Consider the following 451-nt stretch of genomic DNA (forward strand, 5'->3'; position numbering starts at 1 on the left):
GGCCAGTGACGATGGCCCTCCTCTCACCCGTCGACCGGGTCAAGGTGCGGGCGCGCCGGCTGGTGCGCACCGTGTACGGCCGCCCCATGGCCACCCTCGAGGACCTCGGCGACCAGGTCAGCTTCTACGGCCGCGCGCTGGGCTGGACGCCCCGCACGCTCAAGCGCTACAAGCGCGAGACGTTCCGGCTGCTGGCCGAGGTCAGCTTCGGCACGGGCGCGCTGGCCGTGGTCGGCGGCACGGTCGGCGTCATCGCGTTCCTGTCGTTCTTCACCGGCACCGAGGTGGGGCTGCAGGGGTACCAGGCGCTCGACCAGCTGGGCACCTCGGCGTTCACCGGGTTCCTCTCCGCCTACTTCAACACCCGCGAGATCGCGCCGCTGGTCGCCGGGCTGGCCCTGTCGGCCACGGTCGGCTGCGGGTTCACCGCGCAGATCGGGGCGATGCGGAT

Annotated in this window: 1 protein-coding gene; it reads left to right on the forward strand. The window is 72.3% G+C overall.

The annotated features are described in order from the left end of the window. Nucleotides 1-86: 86 nt before the first annotated feature. Nucleotides 87-451 (forward strand): ABC transporter permease (locus tag M3677_RS17215; protein ID WP_251161167.1); only part of this gene is annotated, 365 nt, incomplete at its 3' end.

Source organism: Curtobacterium sp. P97 (assembly GCF_023712445.1).
In the GTDB taxonomy this organism is placed as follows: domain Bacteria; phylum Actinomycetota; class Actinomycetes; order Actinomycetales; family Microbacteriaceae; genus Curtobacterium.